18 protein-coding genes are annotated in these 22,004 nt (G+C 59.4%); 13 read left to right on the forward strand and 5 right to left on the reverse strand.

The features are described 5' to 3' along the window. Nucleotides 1-21 precede the first annotated feature (21 nt). The 3 genes from TBK1r_RS18310 to TBK1r_RS18320 form a co-directional block, all read right to left on the reverse strand. Nucleotides 22-3,141 (reverse strand): outer membrane protein assembly factor BamB family protein, encoded by a 3,120-nt coding sequence (locus tag TBK1r_RS18310; RefSeq protein ID WP_419581492.1) that lies wholly within the window; start codon nt 3,139-3,141, stop codon nt 22-24. 157 nt (nt 3,142-3,298) lie between these two features. Continuing rightward, nucleotides 3,299-3,724, reverse strand: a complete 426-nt coding sequence (locus TBK1r_RS18315; RefSeq protein WP_145213660.1) for a PDZ domain-containing protein — start codon at nt 3,722-3,724, stop codon at nt 3,299-3,301. Nucleotides 3,725-4,094: 370 nt separating this feature from the next. After that, the gene (locus TBK1r_RS18320) at nt 4,095-5,804 is read right to left on the reverse strand and encodes an IS1182 family transposase (RefSeq protein WP_419581493.1); all 1,710 of its coding nucleotides are present in this window, start codon (nt 5,802-5,804) and stop codon (nt 4,095-4,097) included. 371 nt (nt 5,805-6,175) lie between these two features. Between TBK1r_RS18320 and TBK1r_RS18325 the strand changes: the two genes are divergently transcribed. The 7 genes from TBK1r_RS18325 to TBK1r_RS18350 all read left to right on the forward strand — a co-directional run bounded on the left by TBK1r_RS18325 (nt 6,176) and on the right by TBK1r_RS18350 (nt 13,167). Next, complete coding sequence (locus TBK1r_RS18325; RefSeq protein ID WP_145213667.1) at nt 6,176-6,742, forward strand: ECF-type sigma factor; 567 nt, start codon at nt 6,176-6,178, stop codon at nt 6,740-6,742. A 93-nt stretch (nt 6,743-6,835) separates the two neighbouring features. After that, nucleotides 6,836-9,175, forward strand: a complete 2,340-nt coding sequence (locus TBK1r_RS18330; RefSeq protein WP_145213670.1) for a protein kinase domain-containing protein — start codon at nt 6,836-6,838, stop codon at nt 9,173-9,175. Between the two features lie 232 nt (nt 9,176-9,407). Further along, the gene (locus TBK1r_RS18335; RefSeq protein WP_145213673.1) at nt 9,408-10,661 is read left to right on the forward strand and encodes a DUF1559 domain-containing protein; all 1,254 of its coding nucleotides are present in this window, start codon (nt 9,408-9,410) and stop codon (nt 10,659-10,661) included. An 89-nt stretch (nt 10,662-10,750) separates the two neighbouring features. Beyond that, nucleotides 10,751-10,945, forward strand: coding sequence for a hypothetical protein (locus TBK1r_RS18340; protein ID WP_145213676.1), 195 nt, complete (start codon nt 10,751-10,753; stop codon nt 10,943-10,945). Nucleotides 10,946-11,333: 388 nt separating this feature from the next. After that, entirely contained in the window at nt 11,334-12,458 is a 1,125-nt protein-coding gene (locus tag TBK1r_RS18345) for a hypothetical protein (protein ID WP_145213679.1), read from the forward strand. Between the two features lie 386 nt (nt 12,459-12,844). After that, the gene (locus TBK1r_RS38660; RefSeq protein ID WP_419581494.1) at nt 12,845-13,012 is read left to right on the forward strand and encodes a hypothetical protein; all 168 of its coding nucleotides are present in this window, start codon (nt 12,845-12,847) and stop codon (nt 13,010-13,012) included. After that, nucleotides 13,009-13,167, forward strand: a complete 159-nt coding sequence (locus TBK1r_RS18350) for a hypothetical protein (protein WP_145213682.1) — start codon at nt 13,009-13,011, stop codon at nt 13,165-13,167. Before TBK1r_RS38660 ends, TBK1r_RS18350 begins: the two co-directional genes overlap by 4 nt. 189 nt (nt 13,168-13,356) lie before the next feature. Here TBK1r_RS18350 and TBK1r_RS18355 read toward each other — a convergent pair whose 3' ends face one another. Then, nucleotides 13,357-13,851 (reverse strand): hypothetical protein, encoded by a 495-nt coding sequence (locus TBK1r_RS18355; protein WP_145213684.1) that lies wholly within the window; start codon nt 13,849-13,851, stop codon nt 13,357-13,359. Between the two features lie 265 nt (nt 13,852-14,116). Here TBK1r_RS18355 and TBK1r_RS18360 point away from each other — a divergent pair, with 265 nt between their 5' ends. The 3 genes from TBK1r_RS18360 (at nt 14,117) to TBK1r_RS18370 (ending at nt 17,660) form a co-directional block, all read left to right on the forward strand. Then, nucleotides 14,117-15,082, forward strand: a complete 966-nt coding sequence (locus tag TBK1r_RS18360) for a glycerophosphodiester phosphodiesterase family protein (RefSeq protein ID WP_145213686.1) — start codon at nt 14,117-14,119, stop codon at nt 15,080-15,082. Between the two features lie 256 nt (nt 15,083-15,338). Further along, nucleotides 15,339-16,403: a potassium channel family protein gene (locus TBK1r_RS18365; protein WP_145213689.1), complete on the forward strand. Its 1,065-nt coding sequence runs from the start codon at nt 15,339-15,341 to the stop codon at nt 16,401-16,403. A 75-nt stretch (nt 16,404-16,478) separates the two neighbouring features. Further along, the gene (locus TBK1r_RS18370) at nt 16,479-17,660 is read left to right on the forward strand and encodes a Gfo/Idh/MocA family protein (protein WP_145213692.1); all 1,182 of its coding nucleotides are present in this window, start codon (nt 16,479-16,481) and stop codon (nt 17,658-17,660) included. 75 nt (nt 17,661-17,735) lie between these two features. Here TBK1r_RS18370 and TBK1r_RS18375 read toward each other — a convergent pair whose 3' ends face one another. Further along, nucleotides 17,736-18,983 (reverse strand): RNase H family protein, encoded by a 1,248-nt coding sequence (locus TBK1r_RS18375; RefSeq protein ID WP_419581495.1) that lies wholly within the window; start codon nt 18,981-18,983, stop codon nt 17,736-17,738. 146 nt (nt 18,984-19,129) lie between these two features. Here TBK1r_RS18375 and TBK1r_RS18380 point away from each other — a divergent pair, with 146 nt between their 5' ends. The 3 genes from TBK1r_RS18380 (at nt 19,130) to TBK1r_RS18390 (ending at nt 22,000) form a co-directional block, all read left to right on the forward strand. Further along, entirely contained in the window at nt 19,130-19,807 is a 678-nt protein-coding gene (locus tag TBK1r_RS18380; protein WP_145213695.1) for a phosphatase PAP2 family protein, read from the forward strand. Between the two features lie 91 nt (nt 19,808-19,898). Continuing rightward, the gene (locus tag TBK1r_RS18385) at nt 19,899-21,131 is read left to right on the forward strand and encodes a glycosyltransferase (RefSeq protein WP_145213698.1); all 1,233 of its coding nucleotides are present in this window, start codon (nt 19,899-19,901) and stop codon (nt 21,129-21,131) included. Then, the gene (locus TBK1r_RS18390; protein WP_145213701.1) at nt 21,128-22,000 is read left to right on the forward strand and encodes an SDR family oxidoreductase; all 873 of its coding nucleotides are present in this window, start codon (nt 21,128-21,130) and stop codon (nt 21,998-22,000) included. Before TBK1r_RS18385 ends, TBK1r_RS18390 begins: the two co-directional genes overlap by 4 nt. The last annotated feature ends 4 nt before the right edge of the window (nt 22,001-22,004 follow it).

The raw sequence follows: 22,004 nt of genomic DNA on the forward strand, positions 1-22,004 counted from the left end.
CAGCGAATCGTTCTCAGCGAATCATTTGGCGGCAAGGCAGACGACCGATCCATCCTTCAAGCAGACGAAAAAGCTGTTGTGGGCGATCGCGATGCCGTCCCAAACCGGTGCCGCGTCAAATCGCAGTTCTTGTAACGGGCGACCGTCTTCGGCGTCCAACAACCAGGCGATGCCGCCGTTCCGGCCGGCGTAAGAGGCATTGGTCTGTTCCGCCGAGTAGTCTTTGAGCAGCGGAACGCCAGCGGCCATCACCGTGTTATCCGAAGCCGCAATCGCGTGGCCGGCAAAAGGCGTGGGTGTCGTCCAACGCTGCTGCCAGGTCCCCATCGCGGGGATGGCCGACGCGTCTTCTTTCTCGCCCATCCCGCCGTAGCTTCCCGAATAGACGCTGTACAGTTCCAATGGGTCCAGTCCCCGCCCGCGACCGGGCAGATTGCGACCGGGCGCGTAACCGCGAACCTCGTAAAACAGCTTGCCGTCAAAGGCGATCGTGTCGCCGGCCGGACCAGCGCCGAACTTACCCATCGCGCCGCCGTAGCGGAGATCCCGATCCACGGTCCAGTAGGTGCGGTGCTGGGGTGATTCGTTCAAAAAACCGGGAGACGCCATCAAGTGCAGGGTCTTCACTTTTTGCGTCGCGACGGGTTCCAGATCGGGATTGAAGGCCTGGTTTCGCATGAACAACTGGTCGGCCGCACAGGAGAAGATGTCGCCTTTGCAACCTTCCAACTGGAACTGTCCCCGCGCCTGGACGGGGAAACTGCGGGCGTCGTCCTGGTACGGGCCCTGCATGATTCTGCCGTGCTTCATCTCGCCGGAGACCGGATCGAGTCCAAACACGGCGATACCGCCATCGAGAAAGGTGCTGCGTCCGGCGGCAAAGTAAGCCGTGTCATCAAACATCATGATGCTGCCATGGACCGGCCAAGCCGATTCCAAACGCCCCGTGTCGCAGATCAATCGACGCTCGGGCATGCCGTTGAACGTCCACACCAATTGTCCGTCGGAGGCTCGCAGACAGTAGACCGATCCGCCGCGGCTGCCGACCAGGACCAAGCCGTTGTGATACGTGGGAGGGCTGTCGATGCGTCCGTCGGCGATGAAGGACCACCCGATGGCGCCGTCTTCGCGATTGAGCGAATACAACGTGTAGCCGTCTCGATCGGCGACATACACACTGTCGCCGGCGACCACCGGCGCGGTCGGGTGCGACCCGAGATCGACATTCCATTTGGCCACCAATTCGTCCGGAGTCCGCCCCGGCGTGATCCCGCTACGTGAATTCGAATAGCGGTACGTCGGCCAGTCGTCCGCCGAGGCCGCCGGTCCATTCACGGTTCCAAACGCAGGCCCCTTCACCAGACGCGGCTCGATCGAAACGTTGAAGCGGCGGTCGGTATTGCCCGAACCGTTGTAGAATCCGTTCACGCCGGTCGCCATCGTGCCGATCGCGCACTGACAGACATAGGGGCCGTTGTAGAGCATGCCGTTGGCGGGCATCACCGCCAGCCCACAGGTCGAACGCGCCCAGGGATTCGGCGTTTCCGCCGTCCCATCGAGCTTGACAAAGTCGGCGCCGCCGGACGCGCTGTTGAGGTAATAGCGATGCGTGATGCGATTGCGATAGCAGCGGTCATGCGACATCGGACCGGTCATCTCCTGGGCCAACGTGCGGACGACCTTGCCGGTTTTAGGATCGCGGCCGTTCAAGTCGCGGCTCCACACCAATCCGTCAGCGACGAAGATCTCGGTGCTCTTCATGTAATTCTGTCCGGCCGGTGCCGACCAAAGCGTCTTGCCATCGCGAAGACGTTTCGCCGTCATGGTGTCATGGATGGCGCAAAAAACCATCTCGTCGGTCAGCACCAACGTGGGATGGACGTTGGCAGAAAACAGCGACGAATCACTGGGTTTCTTGCCACGTCGAAGCGCCCGCCCGGCCTCCTTGGTCACCGGTGGCGCAGCCTTGATCGGAACCGGCTCGGTCCACAACACGTCCCCGCTGACAGTGTCCAAACAGGTCACGCCGCCGGTGCTGTGATAGACCAAGTGGGGACCATTGACCGCAAAGGTGCCTCCGGTGTACTCGTCCATCATGGCGCGAGTCCAACGTTCATCGCCGTCTTTCAGATCCACCGCACACAGCTCCACACGTCCATCGGTCGCCGCCGCTTTGGGCAGCTTGTAGGGCGTTCCCTTGATCACGTACAGCGTTTGGCCATCGATGGCAAACTCCGTCGCCCGCTTGGTGTGCGGGTAAACCTGCCTGACCGCGCCGGTGCGGATCGCGTACGCCGTGACGGGATCACCGAAACCGGAACAAACGTAAACGGACTTGCCGACCGCCGCCAGACACCGCTGCTGCTGAGTCGGAATCGACTTGATGCTTCCCGTCTGCCACTTGATCCATTGTTCCATCGGCCGCTTCCACAGCTCGATGCCGTTGAATCCGTCACGCGCGACCAATTGGTAATCGATCGGCGCGTTGATGTCTTCGGTCGTCGCGCGATCCTCGATGGTCAACAACACACCATCGGCAGAAACCATGTTGGTCAACGAAGGCGAGAGCGACTTGGAACGTCCGTATTCCGGCGTGTCGTGCCAACGGAGTCGTTGGGGAGGCCCCACGTCATCCAACGAGACGCCGTTGTTATCCGCACCGTGCAAGAACTGATTCCACTGATCCAGTCCATCGGGGACCGGCTTGGCCCGCTTCTTCCATCCATCGGCCCCTTGCACCACGAGACGACCACCCGGAACCAACACCCGCATCAATTCGGATTTGGGAACTTCGGACGAATCCTTGCACAGCACCAGATTCACCAAGCCATCGACGTAGGGCAGGTCGCGGCCGTTGTAGAGTTCGCATGAGACCTTCCCATAAAGCCCCGCCTGCTGAATCACCTGCCGCGCCGCCGCGACACGGTCCGGTTCACGCAGCAGCGCATGAATGACGAAGGGTCCATCGGTCACCAGATCCGCGATCGATTCTCCGTCTTCAAAATCAATCGCGACGACGATTCCGCCGCTGAACTTGAATTGTTCAACGAAGCGATCTTCCGCGTGCAGCCCGGACGGCAACAGTCCGATGAGGCAGAGGATTGCGGCGATCCGTCCGACGAGAGATCGATGGTGGTTCATTCGCATGGTGACTGAATCCAGTTCCAGGGTTTCGTTGTTTCGATTCTCCAGGCCGCGTTGTCTGCCATTGAGTATCGTCCAAGCAAATCACCCTCACAAGGATGTACCGCACCGATCTGCGTGCCAATCCCTCGCCATCCCCCCGTCAGGCATTACCTTAAAAATGAACCCGAGTACGAGTCAATCGCACGTTCACGCTGACCAACTGTCCCGTCCGCCAGTCTCGGACCCACAATTGCACCCAGCCGCTGTGTGTTGCCTGCAACGCCACGTTGAGTGGGTAATACATGCTGATGCGGCGACCATTGACGGCCAAGATTCGGTCTCCGACTTCCAGCCCGACATTCCAGGCGGCGGTCCCGGGATAGACCTGGGTCAACTGCAACCCGCTGGGCGTGTAGTTTCCGTAGACGCCCAAGTACCAACCACCGAAGTGGTGATGGGGATGCTTCGGCTCGACAAAGCCACCAAAACCATTCGCTTCCACCGCCGGTTGTGCTTGCAGTCTTTCTGAAACTCCGGCGACAAACGCGGCGAACACGAACACAGAGAACGCGCTGATCGCGAATCGACGCCTTAACATTGACCTTTTCTCCTTGTTTCTTGAAAGGAGCAAAATCGGCATCGGCCGGTTTGCTCGATGTTTTCGTTGGCTGTCCCATGGGTCGCGGATCGCTCCCGATATCGATTGGCCCGACCGCATCGAAACCGTCACGACCAGATTTTAAATTCCGTGGCGTTAGCGGAAGCCATAGAATGCTCGGCAGGGAAGGAGATAGCGGAACGGCGCAAGCGGTCTGTCGATTTAGTTCCTGGGGACGGTTGATTCGATTTTGGTTCCGGACGAGGCTTTTATGGTGCTATGCGGGGCATCCAGAGTCGTTGGTAAGCGTGTTGACGGGATCGTGGCGTTCGCTTGTGGCGGATTTCGTTCGAAATGCCCCCTATCTCCCCTAGTTTGCTGTTCCGAGCGATTGTGTCGCCGCGGCGGCGCGCAGCTTCGCCAAGTAACTCATGATTTTCTTCAGATTGAATCCGGTCGCCGCCCAGCGCCATTCTTGATTCACACCTGCGATACCTCGAAGCAGGAATCGCCGCATATCAAGCGTGCTCTTGATCACGGCGAAAGGCGTTTCACCGAAATGCTGACGACGAGAGTAAGCCTCTTTGGCTGCAGGCGTTTCCATTCGCGCACGCTGCCGACGTCGCGCTCCTTCATGCTCATCATGCATCGTCTCGCGACCACGTGGCGGGCCAGGCTTGCGACCACGTCGCTTGCCCGCTCGCTTGTCCGACGAGGTCGCTTCGCTGGACTCCTGGGACGATGCCTCGCTGCTGCTTGCCTCGTCTTTTGGCTTCACGTTCTTGCGACAACGCCCAGCCAGCGTGCAGCCCTCGCATTCAAAACAGGTGTAAACCTTTCGCTGCACCGGAGAGCCGTCGCCATGCGTCGTGTTCTCGGTCGTCCGATGTGAAAGCACTTTGCCTGCCGGGCAGTAATAGCAGTCGTTCGCTTCGTCGTACACAAACGCTGCTTTGTCAAATCGTTTGGTTTGTGGATTAACCGGCAACTGATCAATCTGATCGGCGGCACCGGGCTCAGTCAAATCCGAACGCTCGGCAGGGTTGTTCTCGCGATTGGTTTCGGCAAGCGGGCCAATCAGTTCGATCTGTTTTTCCTCAGCCGCAGTGAGGTTTTTGCCCGTCGTGTAAGCCGAGTCAGCCATGACTCGCTTAATGTCAATTCCAAAGTCGTTGGCCACACAGTCGACGATGGTGGCAAATTCGTGGTGTTCGACGTTGCCGATCAAGACGTCCGCCGCAACGATCAGGCCGCTCTGCGTTTCGGTCGTCGCCATCGGAGTAAAGTTGGCTGCGTAACCACCCTCCTTATTGGGAAGAATGCGACTGTCCGTGTCAGTCTTGGGTAACTGGGCGGGGCCCTTCGTCCCATTTTTCCTGCGGACTTCGTCCATCGCATTGACCGTCTCCAGATGAGCGGCCAGTTGTGAGCGGCGTGACTTCAAGTTGGCGACGGCGGCGGGGAGGCGGTCCGCCGAAACGTCCTGGCCGATGAGATCTTCGTCGCATGCGTCGTTGACTTCGAAGGTTTCCAGGGCCTCATCAATTTGCGCGTCAAGTTCTTCGAGTGCTTTGGCTAATCGTTTGGCCGTCCAAGTCTTGTATTTGTTGGCGTCAGCCAGGATGCGTGTGCCGTCGATGCACAGTTCCGAGAGATTGGCGATCCCCAGGTTGATCGCCAGCTTGACCATTTGTTTGAAGATGCCTTTGACTGCATCACTATTGTTTCGGCGGAAGTCGCTGATCGTGCTGTGATCGATGCGGCGACCGCTGCTAAGCCAGATAAAATCGATCGAATGCTTGAGTTCGTATTCAATGTTCCGGCTGGATCGGATTCGCCGAATCATGGCAAACAGCAGGATCTTTGCCATTACGCTGGGATGGATCGGCGGCTGACCGAATCCGCCGTTGTAGGCCGCCTCCCAATCAGTCCAGTCCATCTGATCGAGAATCTCGTCGACCAAGCGAACGGGATGATCCTGAGGGATGAGTTCCTCCAGGGCGGTGGGAATGAGGACCAGTTGCCCGCGTGGTGTAGGAGCTTCCTGCCAATAGCTGGTCTTGGGTTGTCTCTGGCTCACTGGGCAAGCCTCCCTGCGTGAGAAGTGAATCGCGACGACGATCCGCCAAGAATAGCAAACATCGTGACGATGCCTACTAAGCCACCTCCCCTCGTTTTGTGGATACACTAAACCGACAGGCCGCAAGCCGTCCGGTGTCAGCGTTGAAAACGCTTGGAACGACCGGAGGGCTCGCGCCCTACCGCAAAATAATGCTTCACAGCGTTACCGTTCGGGGTCCTGCCACCTGCTTCGGGCTTCGAAAACCCGTCATCCGACGTCGCGCCGCTTCCCGCCGGCCGGCCGAAACGTGACAATGATGATCAGACCGTTGGGGCCTGAACTGCTCGGCCAAATGAGATCGATCCGGCTTCACGGCGAGGTCTGACCTGATGACCGAAGTGACGAACATCCTGTCGAAGATTCGCGAAGGGGACGGCGCGGCCGCCGACCAGTTGCTGCCGCTGGTCTACGACGAACTCCGCAAGCTGGCCGCACTGAAAATGTCGCTGGAACATCCGGGCCAGACGATCGAGGCGACGGCCCTGGTCCACGAGGCGTACCTGCGGTTGGTCGACGGCAACGAGCACCGCAATTGGGACAGCCGGGGACATTTCTTTGCCGCGGCGGCGACCGCCATGCGACGAATCCTTGTTGACAATGCACGTCGAAAGAAAAGAGTCAAACACGGTGGTGACTTTCAGCGTCTGGCATCCGATAATGTGGAGTTGGCCGCGCCGGAAATTCGCGAGGACCTCGTCGCCCTCGACTTGGCCCTCGATCGCCTGAAGTCCATCGATCCCGCCGCGGTGGAACTCGTTCAGTTACGTTACTTCGCAGGGCTATCGATCGCCGAGGCGGCTGCCGTGCTCGGCGTTTCACCTCGTTCGGCAGACAGGCTCTGGGCCTACGGACGAGCATGGTTGCGAACCGAATTATCCGAGTCGGAGGACAGATAGCAGAAAACAAGAAAAAGCTTGGCGTGAATCCCGTCACCGCGACGCATTGAATTCAGAACGTCCCCGATCCTACTGGCAATCAAGGGCTGGCCGATGAATGAACGCGAACTCTTTCTCTCTGCGTTGGAGCTTTCCGACACGATCGCCCGGCAGTCCTATCTCCGTTCGGCCTGTGGCGACGATCTGGAATTGATGCGCCGCGTCGAAACGCTGTTGGCCGCCCACGAACAAACCGGCGAATTCCTCGACGCGCCGGTTGCAGAACAACTGGCCACCGCGCAAGCCGATTCCCAGACGACTGCCCAGGCGAGTGCCCCAGCATCCGCAACCGCAGCCGGGCTGGACAGCTCTCGTCCGAGACCGCGTTCGGCGAAGACGGAGGCGACAACCGGCGAATTCCCGAAGGCTGGCGATGCCGGTCGGGACGGCTCGGAGTTCTTCGCGGCCTGCCCACCCAATTGGCTGCAACCCTCCTCCCGCGCCGATTCCATCGGTCGACTGGGACAATACGAAATCCTGGAGGTCGTCGGGCAGGGTGGCTTCGGGACGGTGCTGAAGGCATTCGATACAAAACTGCAGCGGGTGGTGGCGATCAAGGTGCTCAATCCAGAACTCGCAGCGATGTCGCCGGCGCGGAAACGCTTTCTTCGTGAGGCTCGTGCGGCGGCGGCGATTCGGCATGAGAATGTCGTCAGCATTTATGCCGTCGAAGAGAGCCCGCTGCCGCACCTGGTGATGGAGTACGTTCCCGGTGAAACGCTGCAGCATCGGCTGGACAACCAAGGCCCGCTGTCGGTCGGTGACGTACTGCGGTTGGGAAAGCAGATCGCCGACGGGCTGGCCGCAGCTCATGCCGGCCAGCTCATTCATCGTGATGTGAAACCGGCCAACATCTTGCTGGAAACCGGTGTCGATGACCACGTGAAGATCACGGATTTCGGACTGGCCCGGACCGCCAATGATGCCAGCCTGACGCAGAGCGGTACGATTGCTGGCACACCGTCGTACATGGCCCCCGAACAGGCACTCGGTTTGAAGCTGGACCAACGGGCGGACCTGTTCAGCTTGGGCAGCGTTCTGTACCAGATGCTGACCGGACGGCCGCCATTTCGCGCCGCCAACGCGTTGGCCATCTTGAGACGGGTGACCGAAGACGTCCCACGACCGATGCAGGACATCATTCCGGACATCCCCGACTGGTTGTGTCAGATCGTGGGACGACTTCATGAAAAGAAACCAGAGAATCGGTTCGCCTCGGCGCGAGAAGTCAGCGAGCTGTTGGCCCGCTGCCAATCCGAATTGCAGGCCTCCGGAAACGTGGTGGCCATTGGACCGGTCGACACGCGAGTGCAGCCGTCCAAAAAAACTTCCGCTCGGCGTGGTTTCGGCGTCATTGCCAAGCTGGCCGTTGCCACAGCAGGCGTGCTTGTCCTTGCCGCAACGCTGTGGCTGATGCCGGTGCTGCGGCTGATCTGGCATGGACAAGCCAGTGTCGACTTCCTAAATCGATCCGGCGAGACAAGGGTTGAATTCTTCGCCGACGGGCAGCTCGTCGACACGCAGGTCGGGTACGGCGAAGTGGATCTGCCGGCGGGCAATTACGAACTGCGCGTGCACCATCCAGATCCCAAACTGCGGATCTACGATGTGGCCCTGATCCGCCTCGACTGGCTGCACCGACCGCATCAGGTGAACCTGAGTTCGCCACCGCAAAATCTGCGGCTGCGAGCCGGTGACCGCGTGCAATTGATGGTGGCGTATGTCGAAAAAGAGACGACCGAGCCGCTGCCTTCGATTGACACAGGCGTGGATGATCGTTCGCTATTGGCCGTGGCCGATCCGCTGTTGACGGACCAATGGGTCGAACTGTTCAACGGCGAAGACCTGTCAGGATGGGAAACGCATCCCGAGGAGACCGGCAGCTGGCACGTCGAGAACGGTCTGATGACCGCTGCAGGAAGTCCCGGCTACCTGTTCACGACGCGCGATGATTTCACCGACTTTCATCTCCGCTGCGACGTGCGAATCAACGCCGGAGGCGACTCAGGAATCATTGCCCGGGTGCCTTTTGAGCGACCCACCAAAAACGGATTGCCGGGCTACGAAGCGCAGCTGCAGGCCGGGACCGTGCTGGCGGCCGGCTGGCAAACCGGCGCCATCGCGGTCAGCCAGCGCGACCGTGGCTGGAGAATGTTGCAGCCTTCCAGTCTGGCGATCGAGCCCGACAACTGGGTCACGTTGGAATTCATCGCGATCGGCAACCGCATGGAGACCCGGCTGTCGGGACAACTGATTGCCACGCACGTCGATCCGCAGCAGCTGTTCGCCCGCGGTCGAATCGCACTGCAGCATTCCGCCAGCGGCACACGGGTGCAGTTTCGCCGCGTCGAAGTCCGACTCCCCGCGAAACCGCACAGCGGCGAGGGAGAATGAAGTTCGCCAGGTGCCCCGCAACGATGCTTCGCTTATGATTGAGAAGAGCATGAAGGGGCCAGGCCTACGGCGTCTCAAATCGCTTTACATCCTCCCCAGGGTGTCGCAATTCGACATACAGGCGACGCAAAAGATCATTGCAGATCGGCTGAATCGCGACTAGGTTCAATAGAAGCGTTACTTCTTCTAGGGGGGCTCCCCCACCGAACTCATTTTCTCGTCGGGTATTTTTATGAGACGCTTCAAGCACAATCGTGGTTTCACGTTAGTGGAACTTCTCGTCGTCATCGCCATCATTGGCATTTTGGTCGGCCTGCTATTGCCAGCGGTGCAAGCGGCGCGCGAGGCCGCACGCCGCATGAGCTGCAGCAACAATTTCAAGCAGATCGGAATCGGCATTCACAACTATCACGCCGCGTACAAACGCATCCCCACTCAGGGTATCGGCACAGTCGCCACTCCCAGCCAGCCCAGAGCGTGGTGGCAAGAAAGCGCCGCGAGTACTGGCACGCTGCTTGTCAACAACCGACGCTTGAGCACGTTGGTCGGGATCTTGCCGTTCATCGAACAGCAGGGTCTATGGGACCAGATTTCCAATCCCAACGCGACGCGAACCGACGGCGACCCGAATGCACCGATCGGAACCCGCGCCAACCCTTGGGCTGCCATGGGGCCGACGCCGGGCACGATCCAATACCTGCCGTGGACATTCGAGATCCCGACGTACCGCTGTCCGAGTGACCCGGGCGTGGGGTTGCCGGCGCTGGGGCGAACCAATTACGCCGCATGTATGGGTGACAGTCATTACTTCACGATGTGGGGACCATGGAACAATCGGCGTGACGCACGCCCGCAAGGCCGCGCCCGCCATGCCCAAGCAGCGCACCGCGGCTTCTACAAGCCGTTTGACGAAAACGGTCGCTTCCGAGACGTTCTGGACGGCTTGTCGAACACGATTGCGATGGGCGAAATTGCGACGGACTTGGGCGACAGCTTCATTTCAACCAGTCCTCCGAGAGACGGCCGGGGCCTGGGCGGCAACCTCGCTGTGATTCGGATGGTCCGCGACAATCCCGGAACCTGCGACCAGTTCATCGACCCCGATCGTCCGCGCCACTGGCTCAACGGTGGCGACAGGCTGACCCATGCCCGTGGTTTCAAATGGGCCGATGCCAATCAGATGTTTTCGGGCTGCTTCACGATCTTGCCTCCTAACGATGTGTACTGCGGGCGACACAATTCGAACCACTTGTCAGGAACCGCCCCGGTGTCCAGCCGACACACCGGCGGTGCTCATGTTTTGATGGCCGATGGAGCGGTGATCTTCATCACCGATTCGATTGAAGCCGGCAGCCGAAATCAAGGCGATGTCTGGCTCAGCGGCACAGGCGACCGCGCGCCTGGCAACGAAAGCCCCCATGGGCTCTGGGGAGCGCTCGGGACGCGTGCCAGCAGTGAAACGATCCAGGAACAACTGAATCAATAAACCCGTGTCGATTTCGGATGCCGCGTCTCGGCGCGGCATCCACCCCTCATTTTGTAACGATCCATCCCACCTGAAGCTGGTAAATCCACATGAAGACTTTTTCTCGGTGCCTTTTGATCCTTTGTTCGGCAACCGCCATGATTGCCTCGGTCGGCTGCGGCGATAATTCAAACCCCGGGTCGATGACCGAAGGCGTCGAGCTGAGTGAAATCGAAGCCTACGAAAAGGCCGTCCTTGAGATGGAAGCCGAAGACGCGGGAAGCATGGACGACGTGGACGAATAATCCCTCGACGCCCGGAACGCCAAACGCCGGTGGTCGCGCGAACGCACCACCGGCGATCCTCTTCATCATCTGCGTTCGATCTCTGACCCGTTTGATCGGCGATTGACCAAGTCAACCGCGACGGGCAATCGAAATCCCTTGGGTCCTCTTTGCCCTACCGCTCGCTCGCCTTCACCGAGCGAGATCGGGTAAATCGCCGTGCTGCGCGATTGGGACGTTCTTCCTAACGCCGAAAATGGTTCCGCTTGACTCCTGACGCAGGCAACTTCTGCTCGTCCGACCCTGATCGATTTGGACTCGCTGGCACAGCACTTGCTGACGATACGGGACCTACACAGCCGTCGCTGTGACAGCGTCAAGCGAATCCCAATCAATCAACGAGCACAACATGAAGAAGATCACCATTGCAGCACTATCGATGCTGACGGCGTTCTCCACGAACGCCATCGACACACTTCCCGCCGAGGCCCAGACGGTCCGGGCATTGGAGCGCCGCGCCAACCGCGCGGCTCGACAACTGCAGCGTCAGGTCAATCAAGCGGAATACTATTCCCAACAAACTTGGCAACAGCTCTCGCCATGGATCGAACAAAACCGCGTCGCCCCGCTGGCACGAACTGCCGATGCGGTCCGCGATACGGTCCGCGAGACCGCTGATGCCTTGACCGCTCGGCGTGACGGCCAGTTTGGCTATCGAGACCGAGACCCCGGCAATGCCTGGTTCTATGACTACTACACCTACACGCCGACGTATTACACCTACGATGCCGACGATCGATACTCGGCCGCAATCCGTTACTTCGACAACGACGGCGATGGTGTCTATGACTCGCGGGCAAACTTCACCGACAGCGATAACGACGGGCGATACGACGAATACCAGCGGTATGACTTCTACACCCAAACCGAGGCCGCTGTCGACGCAGACGTGAAGTCGGATCGCGAGGATTTCTTCGCCGGACCTGAAGATGCTCGGCGCTACACTGCAACCGGCGAGATCGTCTCGACCAAAAAGGCGACCGTCAACGGAAGCCAGAACCTGGTCGTCCAGATCAAGCAGAATGAATCCGAGTCGCTCGTGGCCGATCTCGGCCCCTTCGAGTCGCTTCGCGGCGAGAACATCGATGTCGGATCGACGTTGAGCGTGACCGGAGCGATGGAAAGGATCGGCGACAAGAACGTCCTGATCGCCGACAGCTTTCGCGTAAGCGGTGGTACAATGGTGGAAGTCGACCGAAACATCGGCACCCCACTGAGTGGCCAAATCGTCGATGTAAAAATCTCGACGGTCGACAACAGTGATCACTACTTTGCGATCGTCGAATCGCAAGGCGAACGGCACCTCGTCGACCTGGGACCGACCACGTCGTACAAGATGGAACTGGCCCCCGCAACGGAGATCACGGTTCGAGGCATTCCGGTCCGTGTTCAGCAGAACCACGTCATGATGGCGACCCGCGTTCGCGTTGGGGGTCAGACGATTCAGATCAATCAACAAACCTCGCTGCGGTAATTCGTGATCTGACAACAGAGGCAACGTCAGCCGGGGGATTGCAGTCTCCCGGCTGATTTTTTTGGCCGCTGCCGGAAACGAACCGTTCCTCCGGCGGATCAAGACGCCTCGCCGGTGCGCGTCTTCGCAACATCTGCTGCACACGTTCTGATGGATGCCAGCTTGTCGTGGCCGACGGACAACTTGGCGTCGATTCTCTACCGAGGGGCCGAGTCGAAGGCTCCACCCGTATTGGCACTCTCGTTGCTTTCTACGCTGGGCGCCCGCGGAAATGGGGTCAGGCACCAAACTGCGAAACGCGTTGAAGGCCATTTGGCGTTGGTGCTTTCCCCCTTTTCCGCTTGGTTAAAACGAAAGAGAGTCAAACGGTTTTGGAGGGTATTGAGATGAGTCCTTCGCGCAGAATCACATCGCCTTTCTTAGATCGTACGTTGAAGGTTTTGTTGATCGGAACACTGGTGGTCGTCGGGGTCTATCACTTCCCGGCGACGGTCACACGGCTTGCCTATGCCGTTGATCGAGGGCAGAGTTTGGCGCCAGCCGAGCCGGAATGATGCCGGGCGATGTGATCGTCTCACTCGGTGACCGCGAAATCGATTCGGCAGATGCGTTTCGACAAGCGGTCAGAGAGAGCGACCTGTCGGCAGGCCTACGCATGCAGGTCTATCGGGACGGGGTCCGCCGATTAGTGTTCATCAAGAAGAAGTAGTGCTTGACGACGTCCTCGGCGGGCGTCTCCTGATCATCGGATGTGATCCGTCGATTCGGCCGATGGAAACGGAGCCCTCACCAAGGACTGGAGGTTGTTCGCGGCAAAGCTCCGGTCGAGTGTTCGACCGGAGCTTTGTCGTTTTTCGTTGCAAGGCGACGCGCCTTTGACAAACCGTGACGCCTGTGGCTACCAAACGTTGCCGGCACCGGGAGTGTACGACTCTGCGTCGATGCTCTCTGTTTTGATGCTGCCAGCTTCCAAGTGGCCATGAATTTCCACTTGAGCATCAAATTCGACGATCGGTGCACTGACGGAGATTGCATCGGCACTGATTTCGATCGCGGCGAAATTGATGGTCAAGACACCGTCAGAGAAATCAAAGACCTGTTCAAAGGCGGTGACGCGATCGGAGATCGCTTCGCTTTCGCTGATCTGCAACTCGATCGCACTGCCTTGGTTGGTCAATTGTTGTTGCAGAGAATTGATCTGCGATTGTTGCTGTGCGACGAGCGTGGCCAAGGCGGCAACTTGTTCTTCCAGCGACGGCGCCGGGGGGAGGCTGGTTGTCGTGGTGCTGAACGTCTTCGTCGGCGTCTTGAGCGAAGTCGTCGGTTCGGCGGAGATCACTGGGGTGGTGACGAATGCCAACAGCAGGAACGCAAGGGCGCGATGACGTTTCATGGGATTTGATTGAGGGTGTCGCGGAAAAGGGGTCAGGCACCAAAAATGCGAAGCACCCTTCAGGCCATTTGGTTTTTGGTGCCTGACCCCTTTTCCGCTCGGAGACGATGGCGGAAACACGCTGGTGATCTGCCAAGCGAGGCTGCCAGGCGATTGTTACCAGGAAATCGGCTAAAATTTCGGCATCCGAAGTTAGAAGCCTGTCCCGCCTGAGAATGACAGTCCAGAAACCTCTTCCACCTATTTGCCGACCAGGTCTTGCTTGATGACGTTTCAGTTGCGCGTCTTGCTCGTGCTCGCACCGATCTTACTTCCGCTGCGAAGTAGCATTTCCCAGGAATCGGCGCCGACGACTACCCCTCTGCATCGAATCGTCCCCCAGACGCCTGCAGAGCTTCGCGAGCTTTTTCGTTACACCGCAACGCGTCTGCCGATTGTCAGCGCCCATCGCGGTGGCGCCGGGCCGGGCTATCCGGAAAACTGCATCGCCACGTTTGAGCACACGCTCGCGGAAACCTTTTCGATGCTGGAGATCGATCCCCGGATGACCAGAGACGGCCACGTCGTCCTGCACCACGATGCGACACTCGATCGAACGACCACCGGAACCGGGAAACTGGCCGACAAGACGCTGGCCGAACTGAAGCAATTGCGGCTCAAGGACAGCGAAGGAAACGTGACCGACTATCAAATCCCGACGCTCGACGAGGCGTTGCGTTGGGCGAAGGGCAAGACGATCTTGGTCTTGGATCAAAAAGACGTGCCGCTGGAAACTCGCGTCGGAAAAATCAGCCAGCACAAGGCGGAAGCTTACGCGATGATGATCGTCGGAAGTTTCAAGGATGTCGTCGCTTGCCACCGGTTGAACCGCGACATCATGATGGAGGTGATGATTCCCAGTCACGCCAAAGTGCAAGCGTTCGATGCCCTCGGTGTTCCTTGGCAAAACGTGATCGCGTTTCTCGGTCACGTCCCGCCGACAGACCCTTCGCTTTACGAAGCGGTCCACCAGAAAGGCGCGTCCACCATGATCGGGACCTCGCGTAACCTGGACCGCGTGTTTCACCGACGCGTCCGAGACGCCCCCGATTCGCTCCGCCGCGACTATCAAATGATCTTGGGCCGTGGTGCGGATGTCATCGAGACCGATCTGCCACGCGAGATCGGGCGTTTGCTGTATGCACCGCTGTCGAAGTCACCGCTGGGGCATCGCTTGTTGCGAGTCGAGTAAAGCCTAGGATGTTGCGGGGCGATGGCAGAAAAAGAGGGGGCAGAAAACTGGAGTCTGGGATGGGCGACAAGAAAATGCGAGATGCGGGGGAGGGAGGCGTGAGCCGGCCAGGAGCGGTCGGAGCGGCGATTTCCCCTGGGGCGGTTTAACGTGGACTGGGCAGGCATTGACCGAAGCAATCCTTGACGCGGACGGATGAGCCGACGACGCTCGGTAGCACCACTTCGTCCCTTGACGCGAACACGCACGGCGTTTCATGAATGGGTCCACTTCGATCAACAAGATGCGTCTGGGCATGGCCGTTCTGGCCGGCACGTGTCTGATTGCGGTCACGGGCTATGTGATCGCCGGTTGGTCGCTGCTCGACTCGGTCTACATGGTGGCGATCACGATCTTTGGTGTCGGCTATGGTGAAGTGCGCCCGGTCGTTGATCCCGGGCTAAAACTGTTTACCCTGGCGGTGGTCGTCACCGGGTGCAGCAGCGGCATTTACGTCCTCGGTGGATTTGTGCAAATGATTGCCGAGGGAGAGATCCAGCGTGCTTTGGGAGCCAGACGAATGAGCCGTGGTATCGAACAAACCGAGGGTCACGCCATCATCTGCGGATACGGACGCGTCGGTCGCAGCCTGGTCGCCGAGTTACGGCAGGCCGGCATCGATCTGGTGGTCGTCGACCGGGATTCAGACCGATTGGCGGAAGCCGAACGTGACGGAATCCTCGTGGTCTCCGGCGATGCGTCCGAAGAAGAGATCCTGCACCGAGCTGGGATCGATCGTGCCTCCGTGCTGGCATCGGTTCTGCCGGGAGATGCGGAAAACGTCTTCGTCACGCTGACGGCCCGCGAGTTGAACGAGACCATCCAAATCATCGCGCGAGGCGAGTCCGAAGCGACCGAGCGGAAACTGATCCGCAGCGGAGCGAATCGGGTCGTCCTGCCGACGATGATCGGGGCTTCCAAAATCGCCCAGCTGATCGCCTGCCCCACGGTCGAGACCCTGGTCACCGATGCCAAGGCGTTTTCGCGCATGAATCAGGATCTGGAAGCGTTCGGATTGGGAATGATGGAAATCCCGATCGGGGCTCAATCGGCGTTGGTCGGTTGCACGATCAAGGACATCGAGCTGACCGGTGACGGCGGAAACGTCGTGGTCGCCATCAATCGCGCCCAGGGTGAGGTCGTTCGCAATCCGAAAATGGAAGATGTCGTCGGCGCGGGCGACCGGCTGATCGTCCTGTCCCACAAGGAAGACCTGCCCGCCGTGACGCGCCGCGCCGCGCAGAAATCCGAGCAGATGTCCTATCGCGGAACGCGTTACTAAAAAGTGGGGTAAGCTTCCAGCTTGCCGAGACGCGTGGGCTACAATCTGGGCTGTTTTAATCCTTTGGAGACAGTTATGGATCGTCGTCAGTTTGCCGCAATCTCTGCCGGGCTCGTTGCCGGGGCGCATGCATGGGGCCAGTCAGAATCGAAATCGTTTCCGGTCGCCGTGATCGGGCACACCGGCCGTGGGGATTACGGGCATGGCCTGGACACCGTTTGGAACCGCATTCCGGGAGCGTCGATCGTCGCGATCGCCGATGCGAATCCGACGGGGCGACGAAAAGAACTTCAAAAGCTCGGACTCGGTGATGCCGCCGGCTACGCCGACTATCGCGAGATGCTTGCCAAGACGACGCCATGGATCGTTGCCGTCTGCCCGCGTCATGTCGACCAACACCGCGACATGATCTTGGCGGCGATCGAATCGGGTGCGAAAGGCATCTACGTCGAAAAACCGTTTGTTCGAACGCCCCGTGAAGCCGACCAGGTCTTGGCGGCCTGCGCCGAGCACGGCGTGAAAGTGGCTGTCGCGCATCGCAACCGATACCATCCGGTCATCAACGTGATCGCGGATTTGATCGAAGAGAATCGCATCGGGCGTGTGCTTGAAATCCGTGGCCGAGGCAAGGGCGACCGTCGTGGCGGAGGCGAAGATCTGTGGGTGCTCGGATCACACGTGCTGAACATGATCACCGTTCTGGCTGGCAAACCGCAATCATGCTCGGCCATGTTGATGCAGGACGGACGCCCGGCAACCCAACAGGATGTCCGCGAAGGTGCAGAGGGCTTGGGGCCGCTGGCCGGTAACGAACTGCACGCCAGGTTCCTGTTCGACCGAGGACTGACGGTCTATTTTGATTCGGTGGCCAACGACGGAACCGCGAACCACGGATTTGGTTTGCAGATCATCGGCAGCGAAGGAACGATCGCGATCCAAGCCGATCGCAATCCGCTGGCGTATTTGATCCCAGGCAACCCGTTCAAACGTCGCGATGCGGGATCACGCTGGCTGCCGATCACCAGCGGCGGCGTCGATGTCGCCGAGCCGAACCCTGAACTGATCCATCGGGTTCAACATCATGATGTCGCCGCGACGGATCTCGTTCAAGCGATCCGGGAAAACCGCGAACCGCTGTGCAGTGCCGCCGAAGCAGCCCTGACCGTCGAGATGATTTGCGGCGTCTTCGAGTCACATCGCCAAGGTGGCGCCGCGGTCCAATTCCCCCTTTCCCAGCGAGACCATCCGTTGGCCTGATCGTTGCCCCGTCACACGGGAACGGTACACGGGAACGGTCGACGACCCGCGAAGCCGCCTCCTTCGATCATTGACTCACGACGTCTTGTGGCTTTCGGCTACATCGACCTTCGCTTCTTCGACGTGGTAAAACCGTTTGCAATTAGTGCAAAACAGATACCAGGCGAAATGGTAGGCCGCGTTCGCCTTGTGCCTTTTGGGAATCCGTTTTTCCAACGCATGGCCACAGGCACGGCAGGGGTCGCCCGCTTTTTTCGGCTTGCCGGCAGACGGCACGCGGGTGACGGGCGTCGGCGACTCGACGGGCGTCGGCGACTCGACGGGTGCAGCCGGGGCGGGTGCAGCCGGGGCTGGAGCGGCCTGGGCTGGAGCGGCCTGGGCGGCGGGCTTCGCCTTTCGCTTGGCCCGTTTGCATTGATACCCTTCATCGACAGTCAGCGGAATCGCCTGCCTTGCTTCGCCGGCCAATTGATCGCAACGGTCGTTGTCTTCGATCCCCGAATGACCCTTGATCCAAATCACCTCGACGTCGTGCTTGAGGTATTGATCGAGAAACCGTTCCCAAAGATCCACCGATCGTGACTTCTTGCCTTTCCATTGCCTGGAAGCGTGGCGAAACAACAGCCCGGTGTTGATGGAATCGACAACGTAACGTGAATCGCTGTGAAGTCGAACACGACAACGCCGTTTCAGCGCCTCCAGCCCGACAACGGCCGCCATCAATTCCATCCGCTCCACGGTCGTTTGCTGAAACCCGCAACTGAGCTCTTTGTGGTGGTCGCCGAATCGCAAGACGACGCCATAGCCGCCCTTGCCACCTTCCTTTTCGGCACCACCGTCGGTGAAAATCGATACCCGCCCGACCGCGTCGCTGTCGCAAGTCTCCGACAAACAAATCAGTTCCAGCTCCGGTGACCGCGCGAACGAGTACAGCAATTGGCGACGAATCTCGATCTCGTCCAATCCGCGTCCAACGTGAAATGGCAACAAGGCCAAGGAGTGAAACCCACGCCGCAAGGTCTCCTCCAAGATCGACTTTGACAGCCGCTTGAAATCCTCGGGGCGGAGTTCGCCTCGGGGATGAATGCGCGACGGTGCCAAGAAAATGGTCGTAGACCGGTCAGACGTCGGGGGCAGGACCAGCAGCTCGCCCGGTCGAAGGTCCCCGGCACGGAAAGACCGCTCGTACGCGCCCGCCACATCGCTGAATGCCGCCGAACATCGACGCAGCGCCGCGGTCGGCTCGCCGCCGACGCAGTCGACATCGACGACCAATGCGTCCGTCGGCAATTGCGTCAATGCAGTGCTGGAAAATCGAAGCATCGGCAGAAGCGGTCTCGGGCGGCGCTGGGGCGTTTTAGAATAGGTTATTGTTCGTCGTCGGCGGAGCGATGTCTAGGCCGTCCGACGTCTGGGCCGTCTGAAGTCTGGGGCCGGTGTCGGGGGGAAAGCAAGCGAGAGGGAAAACGATGAGCCGAGAAGGCTGGGACGGCAAAGCGAGAGGGCGACAGAATGATCGAGAGCCGTTCTGGGTCTGGCCCGATGCACGGCAACGAAGGCGACTGGGACTCGCCTTGCTCGGACTCAGCTTGCTCTTTGCGATCGTCTACGGGGGCGCCGAATTCATCACGTCGTTGCGAACCACGCGATATCCCGTGCATTTCTCGTTTGAGTTGTCGCTTCCGTTTGTCCCCGAATTGAGTCTCGTCTATTCCTCGGTCTATTTCATGTTCGGTTTCATTGCGCTGACGTTGCCGACGAAAGACCGCCTGAATCAGTTTGTCGCGCAAATGGTTCTGATGACATTGATCGCCGGCGTGTGTTTTCTGATCTATCCGGCCGAGTTGGCTTTTGAGACACCCGAAGTGGTCGGATGGGCGGCATTGCCGTTTCGATGGGCCGATCGAATCAACTTGACCTACAACTGCGCGCCCTCGCTGCACGTGGCTTACGCAAGCTTGTGCGCCGCGACGATGTGGCATCGACGGCGCGTCTGGGGAATTGCGTTTTGCATTTGGGCGGTCGCCATCGCCGTCTCGGCTTGGCTGACGTACCAGCACCATCTGGTCGATTTGATAACCGGCGGTCTGCTGGGAGTGTGGACAGCCCGCCAAACGAGTCTGCACCGCATCCTCGCGCGTCGGTAGATTCGTCGCGGTTGGTCGCCAAGCGGACGGGATCGGGGTATGCTGTAGCCCCCGGCAACCGCGGCAAATGAATCCCCCGTCTTCCCGCACCATGCATGTTTTATTTGTCCACCAAAACTTCCCCGCCCAGTTCGGCCAAATCGCGAACCACTTGGTGCAAAATCATGGTTGGCAATGCACGTTTGCATCGCGGCACGAGGGTGAAATCGAGGGCATCGGCCGCGTGCGGTATGAACCATGCGGTGGCGCCCGGGCGGAGACAAATTTTTGCAGTCGCAGCTTCGAAAACCAGATCTGGCATTCCACCGCGCTGTTCGACGCCCTGAGATCGCGTCCCGACGTCCAACCCGATTTGATTGTCGGACACAGCGGAATGGTTTCGACGCTGTACTTGCGCGAGTTGTACGATGTGCCGATCCTCAACTATTTTGAGTTCTTCTATCGCACCCACGACAGCGACATCGACTTCCGTGTCGACCTTCCTCCCTGTGACACCGCCACACTGTTGCGAGCTCGAACCCGCAACGCGTTGCTGTTGCTGGACTTGGAAAACTGCGATGCCGGATATGCACCCACCGCATTTCAGCAGTCTCAATTGCCGGCGGAGTTCCGGCCCAAGATCCGCACGATCTTTGACGGGATCGACACGGATTTCTGGAAACCGATCGAACAGCCCAACCGTCGGGTCGCCGGGATCGACATCCCATCGGACCATCGCGTCTTGACCTACGTCAGCCGCGGCATGGAATCGATGCGTGGCTTCGACATCTTCATGCAAATCGCAGATCGAGTCTGTCGGCAACGTCAGGACGTGTCCGTGCTGGTGGTCGGCGAAGACCGGATCGCTTATGGAGGCGATGCCCGATTCACCGAAGGGAAAACGTTTAAAGAGTGGTTCCTCAACAAACATGCAATCGATCTCTCGCGGATCCACTTCGTCGGACGTGTCCGGCCCTCCGAGCTGGTCAATGTGTTTTCCCTATCGGATGTTCATCTCTACCTGACCGTCCCGTTCACGTTGAGTTGGTCGTTGTTCAACGCGATGAGCTGTGGCGCGCTGGCGATCGGCAGCGATACCGCTCCGGTGAGAGAGTTGATCGAAGACGGAACGAACGGATTGTTGGTGGACTTTTTCCAGATCGACCAGTGGGTGGAGCGTGTCCTGCAAGCGCTCGATGACCCGGCCGCGTTCGATTCTCTGCGAACGTCGGCGCGGCAGACGATCTTGGATTCGTACACGCTGCCGAAGTGCCTGGACAAGATGCTGACACTCTATCGCGAATTGGGAGTCGGCGTTGACGCGGATTCGAGTGCCGACTCATGATTCTACTCCTGGGCGGCAGCGGATATGTCGCAACGACGTTTGCCAAGCGGCTCTCTGATCGGGGCCTGTACTTTCGCTTGATTTCACGGCGGGACTGCGACTACACCCGTCGCGATCGATTGATCGAACTGATCGACCAAACCAAGCCGTCGTTCCTCATCAACGCCGCCGGGTACACGGGCAAACCCAACGTGGAAGCCTGCGAACACCACAAAGCCGATTGTTTGTTGGGCAATGCCGTTCTTCCGGGCATCGTCCGCGAGGCCTGCGAACGACGAGACGTTCCCTGGGGACACATCTCGTCGGGCTGCATTTACAGCGGCTCGCGTCAGGATGGATCGGGATTTCGCGAGACCGACCCGCCGAACTTCTGCTTTCGATCACCGCCCTGCAGTTTTTATTCGGGCAGTAAAGCGCTCGGCGAAGAGTGTCTTCAAGGGGCGGACAACGTCTTTGTGTGGCGGTTGCGGATTCCCTTCAGCAATCGAGATGGCGAACGCAATTACCTGTCAAAAATGATGCGTTACGAGCGTCTGTTGGACGTGACCAATTCGCTCGCCGACGTGAATGAATTCGTCGACGCCTGTCTTCACTGCTGGCAGCATCGGGTCCCGTTTGGCGTCTACAACATCGTCAACACCGGCGCGGTCTCCACCGCCGACGTCGTCCAGTTGCTTCAGACGCACCGCCACATCAATCGCCCTTTTCGGTACTTTCGTGATGAAGCCGAGTTCATGAGCGCGACCAGCGGAGTCCCACGCTCCAGCTGCGTGCTGGACAACTCGAAACTCATTCAGACGGGGTTTCCGATCCGAGATGTCCGCGACGCAATCGCCGACGCGCTGCGGACGTGGCAACCGGAGCGTTAACTCC

Source organism: Stieleria magnilauensis, from assembly GCA_007753675.1.
GTDB classification, from domain to species: Bacteria; Planctomycetota; Planctomycetia; order Pirellulales; family Pirellulaceae; genus Stieleria; species Stieleria magnilauensis.